This is a genomic window from Maritalea sp. S77, assembly GCF_049801075.1.
GTDB lineage: Bacteria > Pseudomonadota > Alphaproteobacteria > Rhizobiales > Devosiaceae > Maritalea.
This window is the reverse complement of record NZ_JBNAGG010000001.1, coordinates 900,781-924,789: the sequence shown is the minus strand read 5'-3', so window position 1 is coordinate 924,789 and position 24,009 is coordinate 900,781. Positions and strand designations below refer to the sequence as shown.

At 51.7% G+C, this 24,009-nt stretch carries 22 protein-coding genes; 11 read left to right on the top strand and 11 right to left on the bottom strand.

Annotated features, from left to right (window positions below; all coding sequences use genetic code 11):
• Nucleotides 1–78 precede the first annotated feature (78 nt).
• A complete protein-coding gene (pepN, locus tag ACP15Y_RS04360) occupies nt 79–2,721 on the bottom strand; it encodes an aminopeptidase N (RefSeq protein WP_424981768.1) in 2,643 nt (880 codons plus the stop codon).
• 148 nt (nt 2,722–2,869) lie between these two features.
• Here pepN and ACP15Y_RS04355 point away from each other — a divergent pair, with 148 nt between their 5' ends.
• Both ACP15Y_RS04355 and ACP15Y_RS04350 read left to right on the top strand, forming a co-directional pair.
• Nucleotides 2,870–4,750: an ABC transporter ATP-binding protein gene (locus ACP15Y_RS04355; RefSeq protein WP_424981767.1), complete on the top strand. Its 1,881-nt coding sequence runs from the start codon at nt 2,870–2,872 to the stop codon at nt 4,748–4,750.
• Nucleotides 4,751–4,805: 55 nt separating this feature from the next.
• Entirely contained in the window at nt 4,806–6,668 is a 1,863-nt protein-coding gene (locus ACP15Y_RS04350) for an ABC transporter ATP-binding protein (RefSeq protein ID WP_424981766.1), read from the top strand.
• A gap of 25 nt (nt 6,669–6,693) precedes the next feature.
• Here ACP15Y_RS04350 and panC read toward each other — a convergent pair whose 3' ends face one another.
• The 3 genes from panC to ACP15Y_RS04335 all read right to left on the bottom strand — a co-directional run bounded on the left by panC (nt 6,694) and on the right by ACP15Y_RS04335 (nt 8,783).
• Nucleotides 6,694–7,533, bottom strand: coding sequence for a pantoate--beta-alanine ligase (gene panC, locus ACP15Y_RS04345; protein WP_424981765.1), 840 nt, complete (start codon nt 7,531–7,533; stop codon nt 6,694–6,696).
• Nucleotides 7,534–7,536: 3 nt separating this feature from the next.
• Nucleotides 7,537–8,364, bottom strand: a complete 828-nt coding sequence (gene panB / locus ACP15Y_RS04340) for a 3-methyl-2-oxobutanoate hydroxymethyltransferase (protein WP_424981764.1) — start codon at nt 8,362–8,364, stop codon at nt 7,537–7,539.
• A gap of 98 nt (nt 8,365–8,462) precedes the next feature.
• A complete protein-coding gene (locus ACP15Y_RS04335; RefSeq protein WP_424981763.1) occupies nt 8,463–8,783 on the bottom strand; it encodes an ArsR/SmtB family transcription factor in 321 nt (106 codons plus the stop codon).
• A gap of 153 nt (nt 8,784–8,936) precedes the next feature.
• Between ACP15Y_RS04335 and ACP15Y_RS04330 the strand changes: the two genes are divergently transcribed.
• The 6 genes from ACP15Y_RS04330 to ACP15Y_RS04305 all read left to right on the top strand — a co-directional run bounded on the left by ACP15Y_RS04330 (nt 8,937) and on the right by ACP15Y_RS04305 (nt 14,317).
• A complete protein-coding gene (locus ACP15Y_RS04330; RefSeq protein WP_424981762.1) occupies nt 8,937–9,365 on the top strand; it encodes a YeeE/YedE family protein in 429 nt (142 codons plus the stop codon).
• A gap of 1 nt (nt 9,366) precedes the next feature.
• Nucleotides 9,367–9,810 (top strand): DUF6691 family protein, encoded by a 444-nt coding sequence (locus ACP15Y_RS04325; protein ID WP_424981761.1) that lies wholly within the window; start codon nt 9,367–9,369, stop codon nt 9,808–9,810.
• A 15-nt stretch (nt 9,811–9,825) separates the two neighbouring features.
• Complete coding sequence (locus ACP15Y_RS04320) at nt 9,826–10,725, top strand: MBL fold metallo-hydrolase (RefSeq protein ID WP_424981760.1); 900 nt, start codon at nt 9,826–9,828, stop codon at nt 10,723–10,725.
• Between the two features lie 9 nt (nt 10,726–10,734).
• Nucleotides 10,735–11,079, top strand: a complete 345-nt coding sequence (locus ACP15Y_RS04315; RefSeq protein WP_424981759.1) for a TIGR01244 family sulfur transferase — start codon at nt 10,735–10,737, stop codon at nt 11,077–11,079.
• 24 nt (nt 11,080–11,103) lie between these two features.
• Nucleotides 11,104–12,849 (top strand): SulP family inorganic anion transporter, encoded by a 1,746-nt coding sequence (locus ACP15Y_RS04310; protein ID WP_424981758.1) that lies wholly within the window; start codon nt 11,104–11,106, stop codon nt 12,847–12,849.
• A gap of 433 nt (nt 12,850–13,282) precedes the next feature.
• Nucleotides 13,283–14,317 carry a TRAP transporter substrate-binding protein gene (locus tag ACP15Y_RS04305; protein WP_424981757.1) on the top strand — a complete coding sequence of 345 codons (1,035 nt, stop codon included), beginning with the start codon at nt 13,283–13,285 and terminating at the stop codon, nt 14,315–14,317.
• Between the two features lie 64 nt (nt 14,318–14,381).
• Here the strand turns inward: ACP15Y_RS04305 and ACP15Y_RS04300 are convergent, their stop codons facing one another.
• A complete protein-coding gene (locus tag ACP15Y_RS04300; RefSeq protein ID WP_424981756.1) occupies nt 14,382–15,557 on the bottom strand; it encodes an alpha-D-ribose 1-methylphosphonate 5-triphosphate diphosphatase in 1,176 nt (391 codons plus the stop codon).
• A 174-nt stretch (nt 15,558–15,731) separates the two neighbouring features.
• On the opposite strand from ACP15Y_RS04300, the gene ACP15Y_RS04295 reads away from it, so the two are divergent.
• Genes ACP15Y_RS04295 through phnE form a run of 3 tightly spaced genes read left to right on the top strand, consistent with a single transcriptional unit; the run spans nt 15,732 to nt 18,267 of the window.
• On the top strand, nt 15,732–16,589 hold the full coding sequence (locus ACP15Y_RS04295; RefSeq protein WP_424981755.1) for a PhnD/SsuA/transferrin family substrate-binding protein: 858 nt from the start codon (nt 15,732–15,734) through the stop codon (nt 16,587–16,589).
• A gap of 30 nt (nt 16,590–16,619) precedes the next feature.
• Nucleotides 16,620–17,456 (top strand): phosphonate ABC transporter ATP-binding protein, encoded by an 837-nt coding sequence (locus tag ACP15Y_RS04290; RefSeq protein ID WP_424981754.1) that lies wholly within the window; start codon nt 16,620–16,622, stop codon nt 17,454–17,456.
• Nucleotides 17,449–18,267 (top strand): phosphonate ABC transporter, permease protein PhnE, encoded by an 819-nt coding sequence (gene phnE, locus ACP15Y_RS04285; protein ID WP_424981753.1) that lies wholly within the window; start codon nt 17,449–17,451, stop codon nt 18,265–18,267. Before ACP15Y_RS04290 ends, phnE begins: the two co-directional genes overlap by 8 nt.
• A gap of 62 nt (nt 18,268–18,329) precedes the next feature.
• Here phnE and ACP15Y_RS04280 read toward each other — a convergent pair whose 3' ends face one another.
• From ACP15Y_RS04280 to ACP15Y_RS04255, 6 genes are all read right to left on the bottom strand, one after another.
• Entirely contained in the window at nt 18,330–19,322 is a 993-nt protein-coding gene (locus tag ACP15Y_RS04280) for an ABC transporter substrate-binding protein (RefSeq protein ID WP_133572436.1), read from the bottom strand.
• A gap of 37 nt (nt 19,323–19,359) precedes the next feature.
• Entirely contained in the window at nt 19,360–20,220 is an 861-nt protein-coding gene (locus ACP15Y_RS04275) for an ABC transporter permease (RefSeq protein WP_133572435.1), read from the bottom strand.
• Nucleotides 20,217–21,116, bottom strand: a complete 900-nt coding sequence (locus ACP15Y_RS04270; protein WP_424981751.1) for an ABC transporter permease — start codon at nt 21,114–21,116, stop codon at nt 20,217–20,219. Before ACP15Y_RS04270 ends, ACP15Y_RS04275 begins: the two co-directional genes overlap by 4 nt.
• Nucleotides 21,106–21,891: an ABC transporter ATP-binding protein gene (locus ACP15Y_RS04265; RefSeq protein ID WP_424981750.1), complete on the bottom strand. Its 786-nt coding sequence runs from the start codon at nt 21,889–21,891 to the stop codon at nt 21,106–21,108. Before ACP15Y_RS04265 ends, ACP15Y_RS04270 begins: the two co-directional genes overlap by 11 nt.
• A gap of 8 nt (nt 21,892–21,899) precedes the next feature.
• Nucleotides 21,900–23,354: a dihydropyrimidinase gene (gene hydA / locus ACP15Y_RS04260; RefSeq protein WP_133572432.1), complete on the bottom strand. Its 1,455-nt coding sequence runs from the start codon at nt 23,352–23,354 to the stop codon at nt 21,900–21,902.
• Between the two features lie 264 nt (nt 23,355–23,618).
• Complete coding sequence (locus tag ACP15Y_RS04255; RefSeq protein ID WP_424981749.1) at nt 23,619–23,912, bottom strand: GIY-YIG nuclease family protein; 294 nt, start codon at nt 23,910–23,912, stop codon at nt 23,619–23,621.
• Nucleotides 23,913–24,009 lie beyond the last annotated feature (97 nt).

The following is a 24,009-nucleotide window of genomic DNA, read 5'->3' as shown; positions in this document are numbered from 1 at the left end:
GTCGACCCCTTTTAGATAGGCAAAATTTGCCCTTATGAAAACCGTGAGTCTTTTGAATCACTTACCGATCAAAAAAAGTTAACCCTCTAAGGTTTTGTTCACCATTTCCGATAGGTTCGGAGAGATATTCTCTGCCTGTTTTATGCGTTCAAGCGCCGTGTGAGCGGCTTCTCGGCGTTTTGATTCGTAATTTTTCCAAACCCTAAACGCCACCGCAAATCGTCCTGCCACTTGGGGATTGAACTTATCAATCTGCATGATGATGTCAGCGATCAAGTCGAAACCTGCACCATCCTCGCGGGCAAACTGTGTCGGGTTGCCCTGTGTAAAGCTGCCGAATAAGGCGTAAACTCGGTTTGGTGTTTCCAAAGAGAAGCGCTCGTCCGCCATAAGCGATTGAATGCGATCCAGCGTGCGATCATCATCGATCGAGGCGCTGAGTGACAACCATTTGTCGAACACCGTCATCGGATCAGCATAGTTTTCCTTGAAGTGGTCGAGCAGGGCTTCCGCCTGCGCTGGTGCATTGGCGCACATGATACTAAGCGCCGCTTGGCGATCGGTCATGTTTTGCGCATCACGATAATGCGCGTCGACCATCTCAAAAATCTGCTTGTCATACAACGTTGCCAACATGGCAAGCGATTGATTGCGCAAAGACCGCAATCCAGATTGCGTTGCATCAGGCTCATAGGTGTCCGGCAAATGCAGCGACGAATAGAGCGTCACCAATTGCCCGCGCAGTTTGTCCGCCACCAAACGATCCACTTCGTGCTTGATACGTTTGATGCGGTCTGGGTCGATATTTACCCCAACCCGTTGCGCATAGTCCTGATAGCCGGGCAGGCGCAAGCTTAGTGCTTTGAAGGACGGGGACATATCTTGGCTATCAAGTGTTTGACTTAGCGCCACCGCGACTTGCTCAAGATTATCAACATCCAGTTCCGGCCCATCCAAGGCCATTGAAGGCGATACAATGTTCAAAACAGCTGATTGAAGGCTTTCCCAACGGTTGAATGGGTCGCCATCTAGCCGCGCACGGTGCAAATCTTCTTCAAGCGTTGCTTGTGTTTGCACAGTAACCGGCGCGGAAAACTCGCGAAACAGCGATACGACAGGTGCACTCGACACCCCATGGAACACTATTGTCGCTTCTTCCTTATCCAGAACAATCAAATCATCGTTCACCTCAGCGCCTTCAACGCTGTCCCATCCCAAATCGTCGCCATTGTTGGACACAAGGCCGAACTTGATGGGCAGCACCATTGGTGATTTTTCGCTGTCACCAGGTGTTGCGGGCACCTCTTGCGAAAGCTTCAGCGTGAACTGCTTGCTCTCAGCATCATAAGCGGTGCTGTAGCTGACCTGCGGCCGCCCAGCTTGCGTATACCATTTCTGGAACTGGCTTAGGTCACGCTTGCTCACATCTTCAAAACATTTCACAAATTGCTCAATGGTCGCCGCTTCGCCATCATGACGATCAAGATAAAGGTCCACCCCTTTGTGGAATGTCTCTTTGCCCAAAAGCGTCATCAACATGCGCACCACTTCCGCGCCTTTTTCATAAACGGTCGTGGTGTAGAAATTGTCGATCTGTTCATATTGGCTCGGGCGAGGCGGATGGGCGAGGGGGCCGCTATCTTCAATAAATTGAGATTGCCGCAAGCCCTTCACATCATCGATCCGCTCCACATCGCGGAAGCGCTCATCAGATGAGAATTCCTGATCGCGGAAAACAGTGAGCCCTTCTTTCAAGCACAATTGGAACCAGTCGCGGCAAGTGACTCTGTTGCCAGTGTAATTGTGGAAATATTCGTGCGCGATAATCCGCTCAATCAACGCATAATCCTGGTCAGTTGCTGTTGCAGGATCGGCCAGCACATATTTGTCGTTGAAAATGTTGAGGCCCTTATTCTCCATCGCACCAGCGTTGAAATCGCTCACTGCAACAATGTTGAACACATCCAGATCATATTCGCAGCCAAAGCGTTCCTCATCCCACTTCATAGAGCGGATAAGCGCATCCATGGCATAGCGACAAAGCTCTGCTTTGCCTGGCTCGGCATAAATATTGAGGTCTACTTTTTTACCGGATTTCGTGGTGAAATTTTCTGAAATTTTATCAAGTTTTCCAGCCACCATCGCAAAAAGATAAGATGGCTTTGGATGCGGATCATGCCATTCAGCGAAATGTCGGTTATTGCTCATTTCACCGCTGTCGACCGGGTTGCCGTTTGAAAGCAGCACTGGCGCCAAATCTTTGTCTGCCACCATCTTCACCGTAAACACAGACATCACGTCTGGGCGATCCAAGAAATAGGTGATGCGGCGGAAGCCTTCGGCCTCGCATTGGGTGCACCAATTGCCAGACGAACGGTAAAGCCCTTCAAGGCTTTTATTCTTTTCCGGCTCCACGTCTACCACGGTGCTCAGCACAAAGCTTTTTGGCGGATCAAGCAGCTTTAGCCCGCTCTCGCTCAGCTCATATTGGCCAGCGCCAAGCACCTCGTCGCCAATGGCAATGGACACCAACTCCAACTGTTCGCCATCCAGCTCAAGCGGCGCGCCTTCTTCTGCGCCATCCTGCCGTTCAACGTACAAATCGGTTGTTATGCGCGTGCGATCAGGTGTGAAGTCCACCCACATTTCCGTTTTCGGAATCAGATAGTCGCTTGGCTTATAGTCTTGTAAATAAATGATTTTCTGCTCTTCGCTGCGCATGATTTTTGTCCGATATATGTTGGAGCTGTGTCCAGAAATGGCACATTTTGTCGCACTGTTGCCCTGCTGCAACAGCCACGAATCGTCTTTGACGATATTCTGAACGGCTTGGTCGCGATTGCCTAGCGCCTAATCTTAAAGGTTCACAATGTTAAATTCTGTTTTTACGTGGTTCGAGCGGATCTATCCGCCCACCGAGCTTGCAAAAAATCCGCATCCTCCGCAAGGGGTCAAGGATTTCTATGTTTATTTCTTAAAGCAATTCCGCTGGGGTTTGCTCGCAAAAATGACATTGGTTGCCATCGGCGCCACCATTGATGCGATGATCCCAGTGTTCTTGGGGCAAATTGTTGATTTGGTTTCAAACGAAAGTCCTGGCAACATTTTCACCAGCCATGGTGCCATGTTGCTCTGTTTTGCGCTTGTGATCATTTTGCGTCCAGCTGCATTCACCTTGAGCTCGCTGGTGCATTTTCACACCATTTTTCCGCCTATGATGGGGCGGACGCGTTGGCAAAGTCACTGGCATGTGGTGCGCCAAAGCTGGGCCTATTTCCAGCGTGATTTTGCAGGCCGTATCGCCAGCAAGATCATGGAAACAGGCAACTCGCTTGAATCGAGCACCATGCAAGCCATCGACTCGGTTTGGTACATGGTTATCTTTTTGATCGTGGCGATCACCGTGTTGATCAATGTCGAGCCGATTTTCGTGCTGCCGCTTTTGGTGTGGCTGATTGTTTATCTGGGCATTATGACCAGATTCCTGCCGCAGATCGCAAAGCGCTCAAAGGATAATTCCGAAGCGCGTTCTGTGGTCACGGGCCGGATCGTGGATTGCTACACGAATATTCAAACCCTCAAAACATTCGCGTCAAGCAAGTTTGAAGATGAATATGTGGCGGGTTCAGTGAAGAACCACACCAATGTGCTGCACCGTTTGATGCGCGAATTCACCAAAATGTGGACATTGCTGTTCCTCATCAATGCTGTGCTGATGGTGAGCGTGGGCTATATGGCGCTCTATTTCTGGAACGAGGGAATGATCACAGCTGGTAAGCTGGCGACCATCATTCCGTTCGTCTGGCAAACGGTGAACATTTCCGGCTGGATTTTGGAAGTGGCCACCAACATTTTCCGTGATTACGGCACGGTGCAAGACGGCGTGGACACCATCGCCCGTCCGATCACCATGTTGGATGCGGACGATGCGGAAGAACTCGACGCTGATAAAGCAGGGATTGAGTTTAAAAATGTGCACTTTGCTTATGATGCGGACAAGACTAGCGATAAGCCGCGCGTGATTGAAAATCTAAACCTGAACATCAAACCGGGCGAAAAGATCGGTTTGATCGGACGGTCAGGGGCAGGCAAATCGACATTGATCAATTTGCTGCTGCGCCTGTTTGATGCGCAATCGGGTGAAATCCGCATTGACGGGCAACGTATTGATGAAGTGACGCAGGATAGCCTGCGCCGCGCCATTGGTTTTGTGTCGCAAGACACATCATTGCTGCACCGATCAGTAGGCGAAAACATCAAATATGGCCGTCCCAACGCGTCAGATGAAGACATGATTGCTGCGGCCAAACAGGCTAAAATTCACGATGTGATTTTGGATCTGGAAGATGAGAACGGCAACAAAGGCTATGACGCCCGGGTGGGCGAACGTGGCGTGAAACTTTCTGGCGGTCAACGCCAGCGGATCGCCATTGCCCGCGTGTTGCTCAAAGATGCGCCTATTTTGATTTTGGACGAGGCAACCTCCGCGCTCGACAGTGAGGTGGAAGCCGCCATCCAAGAGCAATTGCAACATTTGATGACCAACAAAACCGTCATCGCCATTGCACACCGCTTAAGTACCATCGCCGCCATGGATCGGCTTTTGGTGATGGATCAAGGGCGGATTGTTGAACAGGGCACACATGAAGAACTGCTCAAGGCTAAGGGGCACTATGCGTCTTTGTGGCATCGCCAGTCCGGCGGTTTCGCAAATATGGAGGGGGCAGACCCGGCCATTCCGAGCGGTTGATTAAAAGACGAAAAACGAATATAGAAAGAAAAATCTTTCTTAAAAGGCGAATATAATGATAACAAAAATATTTGACTGGTTCGAAAGCCGGGTGGAACCATTCCCGGAAAAGGACCCGCAATTACCGCCGAAAACCTTGGTGGCATTTTGCCGACATTATTCCAAAGGTTTGGAGCTTTGGCTCGTGCTTTTGGCGCTCGGCGCTGCTATTTTGGCCATTCTCGAAGTGGTGCTATTTGGCTTCTTGGGCAATGTGATTGATTGGCTATCGACGTCCGATCCTGAAACATTCCTGCAAGATGAATGGCCAACATTGCTGATGATGGCGGCGATCATTTTGGTGATTAAGCCTGCAACAGCGGCCTTTTCATCCTTTGTGATGCACCAAACATTGCTGGGCAACTTTCCCATGCGGATTCGCTGGGATGTGCATGGCTATTTGATCCGCCAATCCATGACCTATTTTCAGGATGAATTTGCCGGTCGTATTGCCACCAAATTGATGCAGACCTCTTTGGCGGTGCGCGAAACCGTCATGAAGATTTTGGACATTCTGGTCTATATCTCGGTCTACTTCATCGGCATCCTGTTTGTGATGGCCAGTGCTGATTGGCGCTTGATGGCACCGTTCGCCATCTGGTTGGTCGCCTATGTGTCCATCATGCGCTATTTCGTGCCACGCATGCGTGACGTGTCGCAAAAACAGGCCGACGCGCGTTCTGTCATGACAGGCCGTATCGTTGATAGCTACACCAACATCGCGACAGTGAAATTGTTCTCGCACTCAGGTCGTGAAGCTGGTTATGCCCGCGAAGGCATGAACGGCTTCTTGCAAACCGTTTACAATCAGATGCGTTTGGGGGCGAGCCTCGACATCATCATCGACACATTGAACTCGCTCTTGCTGTTCTCTGTGGGGGCGGTTGGCATCATTTTGTGGCTGAACGGGGTGATGACACCGGGGCCAGTGGCCATCGGCATCGGCATTGTGTTGCGAATCTGGGGCATGTCGCACTGGATCATGTGGGAAATGTCCGCACTGTTTGAAAATATCGGCACAGTGCAGGATGGCATCAACTCCATCTCATTGCCGCGATTGGTTGCCGACAAAAAGGACGCCAAGCCGATTGGTGAAGTGAAGGGCGACATTAAATTCAACAATGTCACCTTTAACTATGGCGCCGATAAAGGCGTGATCACTGATATGAATTTGCACATTCCTCAAGGACAGAAAGTTGGCCTGGTTGGCCGCTCCGGCGCGGGCAAATCCACTTTGGTGAACATCTTGCTGCGCTTTTATGATGTGGAGCAGGGCACCATCACCATTGATGGCAAAAACATTTCCGATGTGCAGCAGGATACATTGCGCGAGCAGCTGGCCATGGTGACGCAAGATACATCCTTGTTGCACCGTTCAGTTCGGGAAAACCTGCTTTATGGTCGTCCTGATGCGACGGAGGAAATGATGATTGCGGCAGCCAAGAAGGCCAAGGCGCATGAATTCATTCTCGACCTTGTCGACCCACAAGGGCGCAAAGGCTATGACGCCCATGTGGGCGAACGCGGGGTAAAGCTCTCCGGCGGTCAACGCCAGCGTGTGGCCATCGCGCGGGTGTTGCTCAAAGATGCACCAATCCTGATCATGGACGAAGCCACCTCAGCTTTGGACAGTGAAGTGGAGGCAGCCATTCAGGAGCAACTGCATCAATTGATGGAAAACAAAACCGTGATCGCCATTGCGCACCGCCTGTCTACCATTGCGGAGATGGACCGGTTGATCGTGATGGATCAGGGCAAAATCATCGAAGATGGCACCCACGCGGAATTGCTCGAACGCAATGGGCATTATGCCTCCTTGTGGAAGCGCCAATCCGGTGGCTTCATCGATTATGGCGATGAAGAAGAAAAATCTGCATAACAAAAAGGGCGGTTTTGACCGCCCTTTATTTTATCTCGACATTATCGATCAGCCGCACATCTTCTAAAAACACCGCGGCAAAAAGCCGGGCAGGGCGATCTAGCTGCTCTAGCAATTCAAGGTTCTCGATGTCACGAAACTCGAAATAGTCGATTTTGCCAAACCCAATTTCCGCCAATCTTTGTTTGGCATTGCTTACCGCTTCCCCAACCGACTTACCTGTTTTTACATCGATAATGCACTTTTGCATAATATGGTTGAGTGATGGGGCGATGGCCCGCGCTTCGGGGCTCAGCCGCATATTGCGCGAAGACATCGCCAAGCCATCCGTTTCGCGTTGGGTGGGGCAACCGATAACGCGAATGTCGATATTGAGATCAGCAACCACGCGGCGGATCACCTGCAATTGCTGAAAGTCCTTTTCACCAAAAAAGGCTTTGTCGGCACCCGTTTGCAAAAACAACTTAGTGACGACAGTGGCCACACCATCGAAATGGCCAGGGCGTGACGCACCACAAAGGCAATTGGTTAGTCCGTCAACGCTGATGTTTGTCGCAAACTGGTCGCTATACATTTGGCCAGCATCGGGAATATAGACCAGATCCACATCTAGCGGCTGCAACAGGGCTAAATCTGCTTTCTCCGTGCGCGGATAGGCCTTGAGGTCGTTTGGGTCGTTAAATTGTGTTGGATTAACAAAAATCGAGACAATAACTTTGTCGCTCTTCGATTTTGCAGCCTTCACGAGGCTTAAATGCCCATCATGCAGCGCACCCATCGTTGGCACAAATCCGATTTTGTGGCCCTCGCTGTGCCATTTCTTTTGCACCGCGCGCAGCTTTGCGATGGTCCGCACTACTAGCATAATTTAGCTCTTTTTGATTTTGGCCGCATAAACATGTGCATCAGTGGGGAAGGACCGCTGTCGCACTTCTTTTGCATATTGCTCGATCGCCGCGTCGGCATTGTCCGCCAATTCGGCATATCGCTTTACAAACTTAGGCTTAAAGCTCGAAAATAGACCCAACAGATCATCGACGACCAAAATCTGCCCGTCGCACTGAACAGATGCGCCAATACCAATGGTGGGAATGCTCAGCATTGAGGTGATTTCGTCGGCCAATGGTTCCGTCACCATTTCAAGTACAATAGCAAATGCGCCAGCGTCTTCGACGGCGCGTGCATCTTCCACAATGCGCTGATGGTCATCGCCGCGCCCTTGCACTGAATAGCCGCCCATCGCCTTCACAGATTGCGGGGTAAGCCCGATATGGCCCATAACAGGGATACCGCGCTGGGTCAGATAGGCAATGGTCTCCGCCATATGGGTGCCGCCTTCAAGCTTCACCGCTTCACAACCCGTTTCGCGCATCAGCCGTGCGGCGTTTTCAAACGCCTGTTCTTTATTATGCTCATAGCTTCCAAATGGCATATCAACGACGAGCAGAGCTTGGTCCACGCCCCGGCGCACGGCCTGCCCATGCATGATCATCATGTCCATGGTCACGCTCAGCGTGCTTTCAAAGCCGTGCAGCACCATGCCCACGCTGTCGCCCACCAGCACAACATCACAATGCTTGTCCACCAAGCAGGCCATCGGCGTTGTATAGGCGGTGAGGCACACAATTGGCGTTTGGCCTTTTTGCGCTTTCAGCGCGTGGCCGCTGGGTGTTTTAAATTTGGAATTGGCGCTCATGGGCAAATCCTTTTGCCTGCATCGCCGCGCGCGGCATAACAGTCGAAATGTTGGCGCACTGTGGCCATTTGTTCAGGATAAATCAATTAGGCCTTTGGCTAGGCTTGCTGATCTGTTTTACAATAGATGCCGTAAAGCGTGTGTAGCACAGCTTCAACTTCGCCGGAGGCCAGTGAGTAAAAGATCACATTGCCGTCGCGGCGGGTTTTTACCAATTTGAGATTGCGCAATTTGGCCAAATGCTGCGACAGGGCGGGTTGAGACAGTTCAACTTGCCCAGCCAAGTCCAGCACCGACATCTCGTCCTCCACCAATTTGCACAATATTAAGAGGCGTTTTGGGCTCGACATAGCAGATAGCAGTTCCGAAGCCTCTCCGGCCCGCTCCTGCAAAAGTTCGAAATCGCTCGGTGCGCTCACAATCTGATCCTTTAAGTTGTTGTAGTGTTTTAGCAAATTTTACCAGATCCGCAAATTCAATTTTTTTGGCACTCAGGACTTGCAATATATTAGAGTTTACTTATATACCCATTAGTGAGATGAAACAAACAATAACTCGATAGGGTATTATATATGACTGAATTCACGCCAGTTGAAGCCATCATTGGGGGAGGGTTGATTGGCATCGCGTCCGTCCTGCTCATGGGGCTACACGGACGTATCGCAGGCATGACTGGCATTTTGGCCGGTATCTTGCCGCCATTTTCAGCCGACAAAGGCTGGCGCATTGCCTTCTTGCTTGGTGCCATCACGGGCCCATTGGCCATTTTCTTGATCACAGGTGCGCCAGTAGATTTTGTGAACCCCGTGCCGCTTTGGGCGATGGTTCTCGGCGGTGTCATTGTAGGCATCGGCGTAAATTACGGTTCCGGCTGCACGTCCGGTCATGGTGTTTGCGGCATGGCTCGCTTCTCTGTGCGGTCAATCGCGGCAACAGCCACCTTCATGCTCTCCACCTTCATCACCGTTTATGTGGTGCGGCACATTTTGGGGATATTCTAAGATGCGATTGATTTCATTTTATGCAATTGGCCTGGTTTTCGGCATTGGCATTGCCCTGTCTGGCATGGCCAACCCCGCAAAAGTGCTAAACTTTTTTGATGTGGCGGGCAATTGGGACCCTAGCCTTGTGCTGGTGATGATCTCTGCTTGGTTGGTTACCGTTGTGGGTTACTTTGTTGTGTTGAAACGGCCAAAGCCAGTGTGGGCGGAAGTCTTCAACTTGCCACAAGCCAAACAAATCGATGCGCCTTTGATTGGTGGCGCCGCAACGTTCGGCATCGGTTGGGGGCTAACAGGCTACTGTCCCGGCGGTTCAATCCCAGCATTGGGCCTTGGATTGCCAGAACCATTTATCTTTGTTGCAGCCATGATTGGCGGCATCATCCTCGCGAAATTCATGCGGTCACGCGCCACTTTTGCGCAAACCGCTCAATCCACGAGATAACAAAAGGAGTTCAAAATGATTGAGCCTCTACCATTTAAACCAGACTTGGCACAAAAGCCGATCGTCACCCCATTTTTTGACGAGCCAACCAACACCATTTCCTATGTGGTGGCGGACCCGGACAGCAAAAAATGCGCCATTGTCGATAGCGTCATGGACATTGATTATGCCGCAGGTCATATCACTTATGATGGCGCAGACCGCATCATCAAATATGTGCAGGACGAAGGTCTTGAAGTGGAGTGGTTGATTGAAACCCATGTCCATGCGGACCATTTGTCAGCTGCGCCATACATCCAAGAAAAAGTGGGTGGCAAACTCGGCATTGGCGAAAATATCACCATCGTGCAGGACACATTTGGCAAAGTCTTCAATGAAGGCACCGAGTTTCAGCGCGATGGCAGCCAGTTCGACCAGCTGTTTAAGGATGGCGATAGCTACAAGATCGGCAACCTCACTGCCTATGTGATGCATACGCCGGGGCATACCCCCGCCTGTATGACGCACACGATCGGTGATGCTGCCTTTGTTGGTGACACCTTGTTTATGCCTGATGGTGGCTCTGCCCGTGCAGACTTCCCCGGTGGGGATGCACGTACGCTCTATCGTTCGGTGAAGCGCGTGTTGCAACTGCCTGATGAGACTCGCCTTTTCATGTGCCACGATTATGGCCCAAACGGTCGGGACATTGAGTGGGAAACCTCCGTGAAAGAAGAGCGTGAGCATAATATTCACGTCAAAGATGGGGTCACAGAAGACGAGTTCGTGCAAATGCGCGAAGAGCGTGACGCATCTTTGGCGATGCCAAAGCTCATCATTCCATCACTTCAGGTCAATATGCGGGCTGGCAAAATGCCGCCAAAAGATGATGACGGCAATGTCTATCTCAAAGTGCCCGTCAACAAATTGAAATAGGAGCATAAGATGCAAATTAAGCAGATCAATGACAAATATTTCATCTCCGGGCAGGTCGGTTTTTCCGACCTGCAAATCCTCGCCGACCACGGCATCAAATCTTTGATTTGTGCCCGTCCGGACGATGAAGAAGGCAACCAGCCACAGTTTTCGCAACTGCAACAAGAAGCGGAAAAGGTGGGCATCAAAGCTGCACACGTGCCGATCAAACCCGGCCAAGCCTGCGGTGATGATGTGGATAAATTTGCCAAAGCTTACGACGAATTGCCAAAACCGATTTTGGGCTTCTGCCGCTCCGGTATGCGTGCCCATGCGCTTTGGGAATTGAACGACGAAGCCAAAGCTAACAGCTAATAGTTGAGTTGAAAGAAACGCCCTATGTTAGATCGCATCAAAAAGCTGCCAATATTCGATTGGGGTAAAACATATAATGGTGAGGTTTTCACCGCGGACATGGTTGCCGCGATCATCGTCACCATCATGTTGATCCCGCAATCTTTGGCTTATGCCTTGCTGGCCGGCTTGCCGCCGCAAATGGGGCTATATGCGTCTATTTTGCCCTTGGTGGCATATGCGCTTTTTGGTTCATCTCGCACATTGGCCGTTGGCCCCGTTGCTGTGATCTCTTTGATGACGGCTGCGGCGGTGGGAAAGTTGGCCTTGCAGGGCACCGCTGAATATGCGGCAGCTGCGATCTTATTGGCGTTTATTTCTGGGGTGATGCTGCTGGCGTTGGGATTATTCCGGATGGGTTTTCTTGCGAACTTCCTTTCCCATCCGGTCATCGCCGGCTTCATCACCGCCTCAGGCTTGATCATTGCGACCAGCCAGCTCAAACACATCTTTGGCGTGGATGCCCACGGGCATAATTTGTTGGACTTGATACTCTCCTTGGTCGCCCATGTCGGCGAGATCAATTGGATCACCGCCGCCATAGGCATCCCCGCCGCTCTATTCCTGTTTTGGGTGCGCAAAGGCCTGAAGCCCTTGCTGCTCAAAATGGGAGTAGGGGCCCGCTTAGCCGATATTCTTGCCAAAACCGGCCCCGTCTTCGCCGTTGCAGTCAGCATTGGCATTGCGGCACTCTTTCAACTGAATTCACAAGGCGTCGCGTTGGTGGGCAGCGTGCCGCAAGGTTTGCCCGCGTTGGCCTTACCCACGTTCGACTTGGAGTTGATTTTTGCCCTTGCAGGATCAGCAGCCTTGATTTCGGTCATCGGTTTTGTCGAGTCGGTCAGCGTGGCGCAAACTTTGGCGGCCAAACGTCGCCAACGTATTGACCCGGATCAGGAGTTGGTGGGGCTTGGCGCATCCAACATTGCCTCTTCCTTTGGTGGTGGCTATCCAGTCACCGGCGGATTCGCACGTTCGGTGGTCAATTTCGATGCTGGGGCGCAAACGCCAGCAGCGGGTGCATTCACTGCAATAGGCATAGCCTTGGCCACGTTCTTCCTCACACCGTTCTTGTTCTTTCTGCCTAAGGCTGTGTTGGCGGCCACCATTATTGTGGCTGTGATGAGCTTGGTGGATTTCTCTATCCTCCAACGCACATGGCGCTATTCAAAAGCTGATTTCGCCGCGGTTGCCACCACAATGGCCATCACATTGATCTGGGGTGTTGAATATGGCGTGACTGCAGGTGTGCTCACATCGATTGCCATTCACCTGTACAAAACCTCTAAGCCCCACACCGCTATCGTTGGCTTGGTGGAAGGGACCGAACATTTCCGCAATATTGATCGGCACAATGTCAAAACAACTGACGAAGTTTTGTCCTTGCGGGTGGATCAATCGCTCTATTTCGCCAACGCACGCTTTTTGGAAGACAGGGTCTACGATCTGGTGGCCAAAAACAAAAAACTGAAACATGTGGTGCTGATGTGCCCGGCGGTGAATGAAATTGATATGTCGGCGCTGGAAAGCCTTGAAGCCATCAATGAACGTTTGGCCAGCTTGGATGTGAAATTGCACTTCAGCGAAGTGAAGGGGCCAGTGATGGACAAGCTGGAAAAAACTGACTTCTTCGAACATCTATCTGGGCAGGTCTTCTTGTCGCAATATCAGGCGATTTGCGCATTGGCTCCGCGTACCTGCGCGCAGACTGCGGCTGTCGCGGCCAAATAGGCGGCGAATTTGGTTTGAATCGAAACATCCGCAATTTGCGCTAATCAATTGATTCAATTAGTTCAAATGCGGCCTTTTGCAGAATAAGTTCGTCAAGGTCTGTGCAATAGGGTGAAAATGCCCTTGCTAAACTCTAGATCGGCGAGCGGCAGGATTTTGATAGACGATACCCAATGTCCTGCTGATCTCGCCGACGATGAGTGTGCAGCATACTCTTGAGCGCGATGCGCCGTCCTTTCATAGAGGGCGGCGCTTTTCTTTGTTCGTCCATAACGTTTTGGTCTGTTATTGGTGCGTCAACTTTCGGCCACACCCCTCATTTAGCAGTTGCTTGTTGCATCTAAATTGTGAATGGTGCGCCCCATCGGGCGAAGGGCCCGCATGTCCCTCAAATTGTTTCAGTTGGAACTGAAACCGGAAAGGATGAACTGAGATGAACACCCCCAAAATAGCCGCTTTGCTTGGCCTTGCCACAGGTTTGCTTGCGAGTTCCGCGTCGTTTGCGGCAGAATATAATTTTAAATTGCACCACTTTTTGGGGCCTCAAACCCCTTCGCATTTGGAAACAGTTGCGCCTTGGGCGGAAGCAATTGAAAAGGCCTCTGATGGCCGCGTAGAAATCGAAATTTTCCCCTCAATGTCGCTCGGCGGTACACCACCTGAATTGGTGGGCCAGGCCCGTGATGGCGTTGCCGATATTGTGTGGACCGTAAACGGCTACACCGCTGGCCTGTTCCCGCGCACTGAAGTGTTTGAATTGCCATTCGTGCATCGCAACAATCCTGCAGCAACCAATTTGGCCATGCATGATCTGTTTGATGATGAATTGCGCGAAGAATATAAAGGCCTTGAAGTCATGTTCCTGCATGTGCACCAAGGCAATGGCTTGCACACTGTTGATAAAGAAGTGCGCATGCCAACCGACGTTGAAGGCCTGAAAATCCGCACACCATCGCGCACAGGCGCTTGGACAATCGAAGCATTGGGTGCTGCACCTGTGGCGATGCCTGTGCCAAGCTTGCCACAAGCACTGTCCAAGAAAACAGTTGATGCGGCGTTCGTGCCATTTGAAATTGTGCCCTCATTGAAGTTGGAACAGCAAACCAACTATCAAATCGAAGGTACAGACCAAATGCGCTTTGGCACATTGGTGTTCCAAATGTCTATGAACAAGGCGAAATGGGACAGCTTGCCTGAGGATATCCAGAAAATCTTCAAAGATCATTCTGGACCAGAATGGCTTGAGCAATTGGGCCAAGTTTGGGTTGAGAATGACGATGAAGGCATTGCGCAAGCTGTGGAAGCTGGCAATGAGCATATCGTGCTGGATCAGGCGCAAACTGACGCTTTCGAAGAGGCGCTTAAGCCTGTCATCGAGCGCTGGGTTGATGAAGCCGATAAATCCGGCATCAATGGCGAAGCACTGCTGCAAAAAGCACGCGATGCAATCGCCGCACACAGCGAATAATCTAAAACGCTGGTTCGTTGAAAGTTTTAGCCGCCCCGATCATTCGGGGCGGTTTTATTTTGCGCTATTTCAGCAAGTTGCCGTCTGCCAAATAAGCAAGTTCACCATTGCTCAGGGTGGCCACAACTTGTGGCAATCCGTCTTGCTCGCGAACCAAAATAATGTCCGCCCGATTACCAGTTTCCAGCGTGCCGCGATCTGTCAGATGCATCGCCGCAGCAGGGTTTTTGCTGATCAATGCCCAGCTCTGCGCCAGCGACATGTTTTTGCGTTTCGTCAACGCAAAGGCCGCATTGATCAGCGAGGGATAATGATAGTCAGACGCCAAAATGGTGCAGAGCTCTTGCTTCGCCATATCTGCAGCATTCAGTGAACCGTTATGGCTACCACCGCGCACAACATTTGGCGCGCCAAAAACAGCATGTTCGCCATGGCTATTGGCGTCATGCAACGCCTCAAGCGTCATCGGAAATTCACTGATATCTGCGCCCAATTCGCGGTAATAGGCCCGGTTCTCTTTTGTCACATCATCATGGGAAAGAATAACAGCACCTGATTGTTTGGCCTGTGCAGCAAGCTCTGCAACCGCCGCAGGCACTTCTGCGCGCCGTTCGGCCATGCGATAAACCATAGCCACATATTCATCCGGCGTAAGGCCACAGCGTGAGGCCCACCCGGCAAGTTTTGTGAGGTTGCCGCTCTCAACGCGCTCGATTGTCGACGTCGTATGGTCATTAAAGGCGAGGGCAGGGGTTGGCTTCTGTGCCAACCAAGCCGCAACATCACCCACAGCATCAAATGCAAAGGTCTCCCAGCGCAACTGCACCCGGTGGTCAACCCGAAACTTGCCACGTTCCGCTGCCAGCGCCGCCATAAACTTCTTGGCATTGTCCAAAGAGCGCAAGCCCGGCTCCCAAGAGATGGTTAGCCCATGATAAGCAGTTGTGATGCCATTTGCCGCCAACTGTTGATCTGTGTCTTGAAAGGCCAAGTCGAGATCAAAGCTCACACTAGCCCGCGGCATGATGCTGCGTTCAAACGCATCCCCGTGCACATCAATAATCCCAGGCAAAACCAAAAGCCCTTCGGCGTTCAAGCGTAACGCATCACCATCAACCTTAGCCGCAGCGATATGCCCATTATCCGTCCACAAATCAGCGCGTACAAGCTCGTCATTTTGCAAAACGGTGCCGTTGGCAATGTAAATAGGGCGGGCAACTTTGGCGGCAGTAGAATTCATTTTTATATGTCCTGATCGGTGGCGTTGAGGCGCTGCCTTAGTGTGCCCACATGTCATCTATGTGACGAAAATATTCATTTCGACTTGTCATATCGCTGACATGTGGCTGTTATTTTTCGGAGATATCGCATTGCTATTCCCTCGCCATCGAAAATGAACATTCAGGGGAATATAATGTTTCGTTCAATGGTTGCGGGTGCATTGCTCGCGGTAACATCTAATGTTGCAATGGCAGCGGACATCACCTTCGCAGTGACCGATGTTGAAGGCTTGGAACAGCTCGAGCAAGAGTTTGGCGCAGTTGAAGCCGCATTGGAAAAATCAACTGGCTTGGAAATGGATCTTATTCCAGTAAGCTCACGCACAGCCGCCGTTGAGGCCATGAATGCTGGCCAGGTGAACTTTGTTCTCACCGGTCCCGCTGAATATGTGGTGATGAAGGAATTGACCGACGCGCAAATCGTTGTGGCGTGGCAGCGTCCAGACTATTTCGGCCAAATTGTTGTGCTTGCTGATGGTGACATCTCTTCCGCGCAAGACTTGAAAGGCAAAGTCGTGTCTTTCGGCTCTGTTGGTTCAACGTCACAGCAGCTTGGGCCAGCGCAGGCATTGGCTGACCTCGGTCTTAAATATGGCACAGACTATGACGCGCAAATCATCAAGCGCAACGTTGCAATTGAGGCGCTGATCCGTGGTGACATTTCTGCCATCGGCATGAACTTCGGTCATTTGCAAAAAGCTCGCGAAGCCTACCCAGAAGTTGCCTTCAAAGTGGTTGCTCGCGGCCCAGATTTGCCAAACGACATTTTGGTTGCGTCGGCTGATGTAGATGCAGACGTGCTTGCCAAAGTCAAAAAAGCATTCGTTGAAGATGGTGCGGCTATCATGGAAGCTGTGCTTAAAGGCGAAGACAACGACAAATATGCCGGTGGCTTCTTCCTCGGTTCAGTTGATGATGCCGATTATGATTATGTGCGCTCAATGTACAGCACCATCGGCGTTGACGGCTTCTCAGGCTTCGTTGGCGACTAATATGAAACTCCCAACTTTGGGGGACAGCGCATGTCGATAACAGATATGCATCAAGATTTGACAGGGAGCGAACGTATCGCTCCCCGTTCAGATTCTCCCCACCCAAAAACCGTCAAAACGTCACCGCTGATTTCCGCGCAAATGCTCACCAAGCAATATGGCGCGGCGCAGGCAGTCTTTTCCAATTTGGATATCAACATCTCCGAAGGCGAAACGGTTGCACTGATTGGATCCAATGGGGCAGGGAAGTCGACCTTGCTGAAATGCCTGATTGGCCTTTTGCCCCATAGCGGCGGCCAGGTCAGCGTTTTGGATGAAACCTTCTCTGGCCGACCACAGGCAGCGCAAGCCCGCAGAATCCGCAGCGATATTGGTTTTGTGTTTCAAAAACATTGTCTGGTGTCCCGCGCCACTGCGCTCACCAATGTGGTGCATGGCATGTTGGGGCGCGCAGGCAGCTGGCGCGGCTGGCATCAAGCAATCGCGTCGCCCGCATGGCGCCAAAGCGCGATGGAAGCACTGGATTCTGTGAATTTGGTGCATAAGGCGAATGAGCGTGTGGATCAGCTTTCCGGTGGGCAGGCGCAGCGCGTGGCAATTGCCCGCGCCCTTGTGCGCAAGCCAAAGCTTTTCATCGCAGATGAACCCGCTGCCAGCCTTGATCCAAAATCCGGGCACGATGTGATGCAGCGCTTTGTCAATCTGTCAAAGAAGAACAACATCACGCTGATGTTCACCTCCCACGATATGCAACATGCCCTGCAATATGCAGACCGGGTCATCGCGCTCAAAAACGGGAGCATCTTCTTGGACCAAAAGAGCGACGATCTCACCGCTCAAGATTTAAAAGGTGTGTTCAGTGGTTGATAAAACAATGAATCGCCGTGTCGAGCTGCCACAACTAGATCGAATTGGCAAAGTGTCGGCCATTCAATTCACCCTTTGGATTGTGGTTGGCGCGATCATCATCAGTTCGATCTACAATGTCAGCCCATCGCCACAACGGGTGGCAGAAGGCGTGCCACGCCTCGGCAGTTTGATGAACCGCATGTTTCCGCCAGAAACCGACCCAGAATTTCTCGGTCGTGTGTTCTGGCGCTTGGTTGAAACCATGCAAATCGCCATCGCGGGCACAGTGCTTGGTGTGTTGATCAGCTTGCCCATTGGCTGGCTAAGCGCACGCGGCATCGCGCCGCTCAAAGCGACAACCTTCTTGTTCAAAGCGTTGATTTCCTTCTTCCGCACCGTGCCAGATCTTATCTGGGCCCTGATCTTCGTCATCACGGTCGGGTTGGGCGCCGTAGCAGGCACGATGACGATTATGGTGGACACAATCGGCTTCTGTGGTGGCTTCTTCGGTGAAGCCATGGAAGATGCAGATAAAGAGCCGCAAGAGGCGCTGGAAGCTATCGGAGCATCAAAGTTCTCTATTCTGTGCGGCGCGGTAATACCAGACGCGATGCCGTCTTTGATCAACACGACCCTGTTCGCCTTAGAAAAGGCGGTGCGCTCGTCAGTTGTTCTGGGCCTAGTGGGCGCTGGCGGCATCGGGCAAGAACTCAAGTCGTCCTTCGATCTATTTCAATATAAAAAAGCCGCCGCGATCATGCTGGCAATCTTTCTTATTGTGTTGATCATGGAATGGGTAACCGACAGATTGCGCCGTTCGATTACTTAAACAAAAGCGCGGCGTCCAAAGTCTGGATGCCGCGCTCAACATGTTTGCGATTGGCGAGAGGCTTACATGCCCATCTTGTCCGTCACAGCAGTCGTCCAAGCATTTTGCGGCACTTCTGAAATCACGGGATCAGAACCACCTGCCAACAATGTTTCAACAGTACGGTTATAGTCCTCTTCAGACAAACGACCATCTGAGCCAGCAGTCAGTTTCGCCACTTCACGCATCATGCGACGTTGGTGCTCTTCTGTTTGCGCGCCAGTATCGTCATTTTCCAACACAATGTCGGCGGCCTCATCTGGGTTTTCTTCAGCATAGTGCCAACCCTTCATAGACGCTTCGACAAAGCGTGCCAGCTTGTCGACCATTTCTGGATCGGCAAGATCTTCTTCCAGCACATATAGACCGTCTTCCAATGTGGCCACGCCCGCATTCTCATATTTGAAGGTCACCAAATCATCTTCTGAAATGCCTGCGTCAATGATCTGCCAATATTCATTGTAAGTCATTGTTGAAACGCAATCGGCTTGCTTTTGCAGCAATGGATCAACGTTAAAGCCCTGCTTCAGAACGGTCACACCGCCATCGCTGCCATCTGTTGGAATGCCTAATTGGCTCATCCACGATAAGAAGGGATATTCATTGCCGAAGAACCAAACGCCAAGCGTTCTGCCGGGGAAATCATCAGGCGATTTAATGCCGGTTTCTTCCAAGCAGGTCAGCATCATGCCAGAGCGTTTGAAGGGCTGGGCGATATTGACCAAAGGCACGCCTTTTTCACGGCTTGCCAAGGCAGATGGCATCCAGTCCACAATCACATCAGCGCCGCCACCAGCGATCACTTGTGGTGGGGCAATGTCTGGGCCGCCGGGCTTGATCTCAACATCAAGGTCAACTTCGTCATAAAAGCCTTTATCCTTGGCCACATAATATCCAGCAAACTGGGCTTGCGTGACCCATTTGAGCTGAAGGGTAAGCTTATCTGCGGCGAGGGCGGGCCCTGCTGCCACTAGGCTTGCTGCCAAACTTAAGGCCAACGTTATTTTCGTCTTCATAGTCGTCTCCTCTTGAAATTGGCAGCCTTGGTTATTGTTATGATCTGTATGAAGGATGCCAGAAAGTTACCGCCCTCTCTAATAGGGCGATCAGCCCATAAGAGAGGGAGCCAGCAAGGGCTGCGACAAAAATCTCAGCCCAAACCATGTCGACATTCATCCGCCCCACTTCCGTGGAAATGCGGAACCCCATGCCAACAATGGGGGTGCCGAAAAACTCGGCCACAATTGCGCCAATCAATGCCAGTGTGGAATTAATTTTTAGCGCATTGAAAATGAACGGCATCGCAGCTGGCAAGCGTACCTTGATCAGCGTTTGCCAATAGCTCGATGCATAAGTGTGCATCAAATCGCGTTCGATATGCCCGGTGGCCGCGAGGCCAGAAACCGTGTTCACCAACATGGGGAAGAAGGTCATGATCACCACGACAGCAGCTTTTGACGGCCAGTCAAAACCAAACCACATCACCATGATTGGCGCCATGCCCACAATCGGCAGCGCCGCCACAAGGTTGCCCACAGGCAATAGCCCTTTGCGCAAGAATGGCACCCGATCAACAATGATGGCCGCAATAAAGCCCGCGCCGCAGCCCATGGCATAACCGGCCAAAACCGCTTTCAAATAGGTCTGCTGGAAGTCCGCCCACAAAATATCAACCGATGCCGTGATCCGCGCCCAAATCATAGAGGGCGGCGGCAGCAACACAGTTGGAATGGAAAAGCCACGGCAAATCCCTTCCCACAACATCAGCAAGGCCGCACCAAACAGTATGGGAATGAAAATGTCGACGCCCGTTTGAACGGTCCTATCTTCAAAACGTTTGTTCGCCAGCATCTGATTGGTGGCCCAAGTCGCCATCCAAAACACCAATGCTGCAATGATCCATGTCCAATTCATGCCGCCATCCCCATGCGTCGGGTCACCGAGCGACCAATAAGATCAATCACCATCACCAAGGCCGCTGCGAGCAGTGATGCTGCAATCAGCGCCGACCAAATTTGAATGGTTTGCCCATAATAGGAGCCGGACAGCAGCCGTGCGCCCAATCCGGCGGAGGCACCCGTCGGCAATTCGCCCACAATTGCACCCACAAGGCTAATCGCGACCGCCACCTTCATCGACGTAAAGAGGAACGGCACGGAAGCAGGCCACCGCAATTTCCAAAACACCTGGCTGCGGCTAGCATTATAAGTGTGCATCAAATCCAAATGCATCACTTCGGGCGAGCGTAGGCCCTTCACCATGCCCACCGCCACTGGGAAAAAGGAGAGATACATGGAGATCACAGCTTTCGGCAAAAGCCCCGAAATGCCAATGGCGTTCAACACCACAATCACCATCGGCGCGATGGCCAAGATGGGAATGGTTTGAGACGTAATGATCCAAGGCATCAGGCTTTTGTCCAAAACCCGAGAATGCACAATCCCCACCGCCAGCAAAATGCCCAATCCTGTGCCCATGGCAAAGCCAAGCAATGTCGAGGAAAGTGTCACCCACGTGTGGTAGATCAACGATCTTTTCGACGTGATCTTCTTCTCGACGGTGGTTTCCCAAATCTCCACCGCAACCTGATGTGGCGCAGGCAAAATAGGGCGCTTTTGCATCATTGTGTTGGTAATCAGCTGCGTGGTGGAAATCTCAGTGTCCGCCCGCGCAGCCTGATCGCGCTCAAACGGCGCGTTTAGCACCACCGTGAACACGTACCACAGCATGAGAATGCCAAGCAGCACCGTGCCGATCGGGATCAGCCGATCATGTAAAAAAGCGGCAAATCCCTCGCGGCTACTCGTCATCGGCATGCCCCAGTTTTAGGCCCTCACGCACTTGGTGCGCAATTTCGATGAAACGCGGTGTCTCGCGAATATCTAGCGTGCGATTGTCCCCCAAATCACAATCAATGATTTCATGAATCCGGCCGGGGCGAGGGCTCATCACCACAATCTTGGTGGAAAGAAACACCGCCTCGGGAATGGAGTGGGTCACAAACACAACGGTCTTTTTGGTCTTTGCCCAGAGGTCAAGCAATTGCTCGTTGAGATAGTCCCGCACAATTTCGTCTAGCGCCCCAAATGGCTCGTCCATCAGCAACATATCTGGATCAAAGCTCAGCGCCCGTGCGATGGAGGCACGCTGCTGCATGCCGCCGGAAAGTTGCCACGGAAACTTGTTGGCAAATCCATCCAGATTGACCAGTTCAAGGTTCTTTCTCACCAGCTCTTCGCGTTTGGCCTTTTCAATGCCCATCACCTCAAGCGGCAAGGCAATGTTCGCCCCAATTGTGCGCCAAGGATAAAGCGCGGCTGCTTGGAAAACATAGCCATAAGCCCGTTTCTTGCGCGCTTCTTCAGGCGTCATGCCATTCACTTCAATGGTGCCGCCGGTCGGCTTTTCCAAATCCGCAATCACCCGCAAAAGCGTGGTCTTTCCGCAGCCAGAAGGCCCGATAAACGACACAAACTCGCCGCGCTCAATGCTGAGATCAATGCCTTTTAGCGCATGCACCGGGCCATCATTGGTTTCAAATGTGAGGTCCAAATTCTGTGTTTGGATTACAGTTTGCTGCTCCATCAGTTGGTCTATACCCCACTCGCCGGGATGCCAGTGCGCTCAACTTTGCGCGGCGCGGTCAGCTCTTTCCATTTTGAAAGTGCTTTGTTGGTGGAGCTAAACGCCTCGCGTTCCACAAACTTGCCGTGGCCTTCCTCAGTTTTCACTGCGCCATCATCAATCACCACTTTGCCGCGGCTCAGGGTGAAGCGGGGCAGGCCTTTCACATGCTTGCCTTCAAACACATTGTAATCAATTGCAGATTGCTGCGTGCTGGCCTCAATGGTCTTTTCTTTGTTTGGATCCCATACCACCAAATCTGCATCAGCACCCACCAAAACAGCACCTTTTTTCGGGTACATATTGAGGATTTTCGCACTATTGGTAGAGGTGACGGCCACAAACTCATTCATGGTCAAACGACCGGTGTTTACCCCATAAGTCCACAACATTGGCATCCGGTCTTCCAACCCGCCAGTGCCATTTGGAATTTTGGTGAAGTCGCCAACGCCATAACGTTTTTGCTCGGTGGTGAAGGCACAATGGTCCGTTGCCACAACTTGCAAGCTGCCTGATTGCAGCCCAGCCCATAGGCTGTCTTGATGCTTCTTGTTGCGGAAAGGTGGAGACATCACACGCCGCGCCGCATGGTCCCAATCCTTGTTGGCATATTCGCTGTCATCAAGGGTGAGGTGCTGGATCAATGGTTCGCCAAATACGCGAATGCCATTTTGCCGGGCACGACGAATGGCTTCATGCGCCTGCTCACTAGACGTATGCACAATATAAACTGGCACGCCGGCCATGTCTGCAATCATGATTGCCCGGTTGGTGGCTTCGCCTTCCACTTCCGGTGGACGCGAATAAGCATGCGCCTCCGGCCCATTATTGCCCTCAGCAAGCAATTGTTCCTGCAACTGCGCAACCACATCACCATTTTCCGCATGAACGAGGGGCAGGGCACCAATCTCGGCGCACCGCTTGAAGGAGGCATACATCTCATCATCTTCAACCATCAACGCGCCCTTATAGGCCATAAAATGCTTGAAGCTGTTGATGCCCTGTTTGGTGATCTCAGGCATCTCGTTAAACACCTGTTCGCTCCACCAAGTCACCGCCATATGGAAGGAATAATCACAGTTCGCCCGCGTGGATTTATTATCCCACATCTGCCGCGCTTCCAGCAGCGATTGGCCGGGGCTGGGCAAGCAGAAATCCACCACCATCGTGGTGCCGCCGGCCAGCGCCGCGCGCGTGCCGCTTTCAAAATCATCACTGGAATAGGTGCCCATAAATGGCATTTCCATATGGGTGTGCGGATCAATCCCGCCTGGCATCACATAACAACCTGCGGCGTCCAACACTTCGTCACCAGAAAGGTTCGGCCCAATCTCCGTGATCACGCCACCCTCAATCTTGACGTCCGCCTCATAAGTCAAATCCGCGGTAACAACCGTCCCGCCTTTGATCACTTTCGATGCCATTTGTTCCTCCTATGGGTCGCTCTTTTGAGCCGTTATTCGTTCCTCTTAAATCTTAGAGTTGATCTCTAATTTATGCGCCGGATTTTTCCGGTCGTTTTATCTTGCCCGATCTGATGTCGGGTTGTTCGTTTCTTGCCTGTCGCTATCTCAGCGCCAGCCTGTTGTCTCCTTTTGATCCCGGCTCAGGGCCGGGAATGCCCCGTGGGGAGGGCACGATATTCCCCTTGTTGCCGCCCCGGACTTGATCCGGGGCCAATCCAACCCTCAATATGGAATGTCAGCGGTTACATCGCGCCATTCCGGGTTCACTTTTTCAATCAATGCCTCTTTCCAATCGCGCTTCCACTTTTTGAGCCGATACTCCATCGCAATAGCTTCATTTGGGTCTTCAAAGTGTTCAAAATAAACAAGCGTTTTGATGTTGTACTTCTTCGTATGGCCATCAATTGCCCCACTTCGATGTTGCTCAACACGATGCCTCAAATTGCGTGCCGAACCTACATAAATCGCACCCTTCGGTTTATGGGCGAGTATGTAGACAAAGTAGCTCAGTTTCATTTTCCTTTCTTACCGATCCCGGCTCAAGGCCGGGAATGCCCAGTGGGGTAGCATTGTATTTCCCCGTGTGGCCCCCCAGACCTGATCCGGGGCCGCT